Origin of the sequence: Nonomuraea sp. NPDC049784, assembly GCF_040659615.1 — a bacterium.
GTDB lineage: Bacteria > Actinomycetota > Actinomycetes > Streptosporangiales > Streptosporangiaceae > Nonomuraea.
Window position 1 is genome coordinate 1 of sequence record NZ_JBFAMX010000771.1, and the last position, 4,124, is coordinate 4,124.

Annotated in this window: 4 protein-coding genes; 3 read left to right on the forward strand and 1 reads right to left on the reverse strand. The window is 71.7% G+C overall.

Going from position 1 to position 4,124, the window contains the following annotated elements; genetic code table 11:
- Nucleotides 1-220 precede the first annotated feature (220 nt).
- Together AB0J09_RS58115 and AB0J09_RS58120 are read left to right on the forward strand one after the other, a co-directional pair.
- A complete protein-coding gene (locus AB0J09_RS58115) occupies nucleotides 221-1,408 on the forward strand; it encodes an aminotransferase class I/II-fold pyridoxal phosphate-dependent enzyme (protein WP_360711698.1) in 1,188 nt (395 codons plus the stop codon).
- A gap of 8 nt (nucleotides 1,409-1,416) precedes the next feature.
- Nucleotides 1,417-2,430 (forward strand): threonine/serine dehydratase, encoded by a 1,014-nt coding sequence (locus AB0J09_RS58120; protein ID WP_360711701.1) that lies wholly within the window; start codon nucleotides 1,417-1,419, stop codon nucleotides 2,428-2,430.
- Between the two features lie 363 nt (nucleotides 2,431-2,793).
- Here the strand turns inward: AB0J09_RS58120 and panB are convergent, their stop codons facing one another.
- Nucleotides 2,794-3,624 carry a 3-methyl-2-oxobutanoate hydroxymethyltransferase gene (gene panB / locus AB0J09_RS58125; RefSeq protein ID WP_360711703.1) on the reverse strand — a complete coding sequence of 277 codons (831 nt, stop codon included), beginning with the start codon at nucleotides 3,622-3,624 and terminating at the stop codon, nucleotides 2,794-2,796.
- Between the two features lie 148 nt (nucleotides 3,625-3,772).
- Between panB and AB0J09_RS58130 the strand changes: the two genes are divergently transcribed.
- On the forward strand, nucleotides 3,773-4,124 hold a 352-nt coding region (locus tag AB0J09_RS58130; protein WP_360711706.1), incomplete at its 3' end, for an MFS transporter.

Here is a 4,124-nt window from a genome sequence, read left to right on the forward strand (position 1 = left end):
CTGGCGAGCACCCGGTCGGGCGGGAGCGGCTGGTCGGGCGGCAGCACGCCGTCGTCGATCAGGGCGCGCAGCCTGGCCGCGAGCAGCAGGTACAGCGGGCCACGCCCCGACGCCCAACGGCCCAGCAGATCGACGAGGTCGTCAAGATTGGCCCCATTCATGGACCAATTCTCTCGTATTGGCTCTCACATCGGACCCTTGTTGCGGCGATCCTGGCTGTATGACCGACTCCCGCCCTGAGATGCTCCGTCCGGAGACCCGCGCCGTCCACGTGCCGCAGCCTTCCGTCGAGGGCAGCCGTCCGATCACCATGCCGATCTACCAGACCTCCGGGTTCATCTTCGACGACCCCGCCGTGATGGCCGACGCGATGGGGCGGGCCGACGGGCCGTTCGTGTACGGGCGCTACACCAACCCCACCGTTCGCTCGCTGGAGCTGGCCATCGCCGACCTCGAGGGCGGGGCCGCGGCCATCGCCACGGGCTCGGGCATGGGCGCGATCAACACCGTCCTGCTCGGCCTGCTCAAGCCCGGCGACCACCTCATCGCCCAGACCTCCCTGTACGGCGGCACCGCCGCCATGATCAACGACCTGGTGGGCAGGTTCGGGATCACGGTCACGTACGTGCCCGAGAACGACCCCGCGGCCCTGCGCGCCGCCGTCCGGCCGGAGAGCCGGCTGGTCTACTTGGAGACGATCAGCAACCCGATGACGCTGGTCGCCGACCTGCCGGGGATGTGCGCGGTGGCCCGCGAGCTGGGGATCCTGTCCGTGGTGGACAACACGTTCGCCACGGCCCTGCTCTGTCGGCCCATCGAGTACGGGGCGGACATCGTCGTACACTCCACCACCAAATACCTGTCCGGGCACACCGACGTGGTGGGCGGCATCGCCGTCTTCGCCTCCTCCTCGCTCTACGAGAAGGTGTGGCACTTCGCGATCGAGCTGGGGGCCTCGGCGGATCCGTTCGCGGCCTGGCTGTCGCTGCGGGGGCTGCAGACGCTGGGGCTGCGCATGGAGCGCCACTGCTCCAACGCCCGCTTCCTCGCCACCCAGCTCGCCTCGCACCCCGCCGTCACCGCCGTGCACTGGCCGGGGCTCTCCTCGCATCCCTCGTACGAGCTGGCCGGGAAGCTGCTGTCCGGCTTCGGCGGGGTGCTCTCGTTCGACCTCGCCGGTGGGCGGGCGGCGGGGGAGAAGTTCATGAGCTCCGTACGCCTGGCGCTCCTGGCTCCCTCGCTCGGGGGCGTGGAGACGCTCGTCCTGCACCCCGCCACGACGTCGCATCGTTCGCTGAGCGCCGAGGAGCTGGCCAGGAGCGGGATCGGCGAGGGCACCGTACGCCTCTCGGTGGGCATCGAGCACCCCGAGGACCTGTGGGCCGACGTGTCCCAGGCGCTGGCATAGTGGCCACTGTGGATTATTCGGATGTGCTGGCCGCGGCCGGTCGTATCGACGGGCACGTGCTCCGCACGCCGGTTCTCGAGATCTCGCCCGGGGTCTTCTTCAAGCTGGAGCTGCTGCAGCACTCGGGGTCGTTCAAGGTGCGGGGGGCGTTCAACCGCATGCTGTCGGCCGGCGAGCTGCCGCCCAGCGGGGTGATCGCCGCCAGCGGGGGCAACCACGGGCTGGCGGTGGCCTACGCGGCGCGGGCCCTGGGGGTGCGGGCGGAGATCTTCGTGCCCGAGGTGACCAGCCCGGTGAAGGTGGCGGGGCTGTCGGCGCTGGGGGCGCATATCACGCAGACCGGTGCCATCTACTCGGACGCCGCCGAGGCCGCCGCCAAGCGCGCCGCGGAGACCGGGGCGCTGGCGGTGCACGCGTACGACCAGGCTGAGGTGGTGGCCGGGCAGGGGACCACGGGGCTGGAGATCGTGGAGCAGACGGGGGGCGTCGACACGGTGCTGGTCGCCGTCGGCGGGGGCGGCTTCGCCGCGGGGATCACTCTGGGAACCTCCGGTGGTGCGCCGGGCCTCTCGGCCGCGTCCGGTGGTGAGTCGGGACGCTCGCCCCAGACCGCGTCTGAGGGCTTGCTTGGGGCCGCTCCGGAGCCTGGTGCGGTGTCCGGGCCGCGGATCGTCGCAGTGGAACCTGAGCGGATCCCCACCCTGTACGAGGCGCTGCGGGCGGGGAAGCCGGTGCCTGTCGAGGTGGGCGGTGTGGCGGCCGACGCCCTGGGTGCCACCAAGATCGGTTCTGTGCCCTTCGAGATCCTTTCCTCGCCTCGAGTGGAGAGCGTGCTGGTGAGCGAGGAGGCGATCGTGGAGGCTCGGCGTACCCTCTGGGCGCGGCACCGGGTGGCGGCTGAGCCCGCGGGCGCGACCGCGTACGCGGCGCTGCTGTCGGGCGCCTACACCCCCGCTCCGGGCGAGCGGGTGGCCGTGGTGCTCTGCGGCTCCAACACCGACCCCTCGACGCTCACCACCTGACGCGGCCCCCGCTCTTGCGCCGGGTCCACGTACCCGATGCAATGTCGATCGGGCCGCCGGTGCCGCCGCGCCCGGCCCGGCCGAGTGCGGCCACGGCGGCCTGGCACGGCGGCCTGGCACGGCGGCCCGGCACGACGGCCACCGCCCCGGCCATACGACATGCGCCCGATGTGGGACCGTCCGACGGGCGTCCGGTGCGGGAGCGTCCGGTGGGGACCACGCGATGTGCGCCAGCCGGTGTGGGACGACGCGACGTGCGCCTCACGGTGCGGGACCACGTGACGTGCGCCTCGCGTCTGTGGCGCACGACCGCGGTGGCGCACGGCCGGATCCAGCTTTGGGCCAGCGCGGACCCCGACCCCCTCAGCTGTAGGTGTGCTCCGGAGCGGGGAAGACGCCCGAGGCCACGTCGGTGGCGAAGGCGCGGACGGCGCGGTCCATCTCTTCGGCCAGATCCGCGTACTGCTTGACGAAGCGGGCCGGTCGCGGCGTGAGCCCCATCATGTCCTGCCACACCAGGACCTGCGCGTCCGTCCCGGCACCCGCACCGATGCCGATGGTCGGGATCGCCAGCGACGCCGTCACCCGTTGAGCCAGGTCGGACGGCACGCACTCCAGCACCACTGAGAACGCCCCCGCCCGCTCCAGGTCCTTCGCGTCGGCCATGAGCTCGTCGCCCGACTGCCCCCGCCCTTGGACGCGGTAGCCGCCCAGGACGTTCACCGACTGGGGGGTGAGCCCGAGGTGGGCCATGACCGGGACCCCGGCCGAGACCAGCGCCTCCACCTGGGGCAGGATGCGCCGGCCGCCCTCCAGTTTGACCGCGTGCGCCCCCGCCTCCTTCATGAAGCGCGCCGCCGACTCCAGCGCCTGCTGGGGCGAGGACTGGTACGACCCGAACGGCAGGTCCGCGACCACGAGGGCCCGTGACGAGCCGCGTACGACGGCCGCCGTGAGAGGCAGGAGGTCGTCGACCGTGACGGGCAGGGTGGAGTCGTACCCGTAGACGACCATGGCCGCCGAGTCGCCCACCAGCAGGACGGGAATGCCCGCGTCGTCGAACACCCTGGCCGTCATCGCGTCGTAGGCGGTGACCATGGGCCACCGCTCTCCGCGCTCCTTGGCGGCGGTGAGGTCGCGGACGGTGACCCGGCGCCCGGACGCCCCCCCGTACAGCGTGGTTGAAGAGGACATGAGTTGAACCCTCCAGAAAACGTCTCGAGGCGCCCCAGCGGCGTCCCCGGACTCCTTCCGATGATGTCACGCGCTGTCACGCGGCGAAAAACCCGTGGCGAAACTGTCGGTGCCTCTTGCCAGAATCAGCGCGGAGGTTAGAAACGACATGGCTCTCGACCCTTACCGACGACTGCTCAAGATCCCGGGCGTCCCCGCGTTATTGCTGGTGGGGCTGCTTGCGCGGGTTCCATCCACGGCCATGGGCATGACGCTGACCCTGCACGTCGCCGTGGTGCTCGACCTGGGATACGGCAAGGCCGGTCTGATCACCATGGCCAACACGATCGGCATGGCGATCGGGTCGCCGTTGTCGGGAAGGTTCGTCGACAAGCACGGCCTTCGTCCCGTGCTCATCGTCACGACCGTGGCGCAGGCGGCGTTCTGGGCGTGCGCGTGGGCGCTGCCGTTCCCCGTCCTCGTGGGGGCGGCGGCGCTGGCCGGGCTGCTGGCGCTGCCCG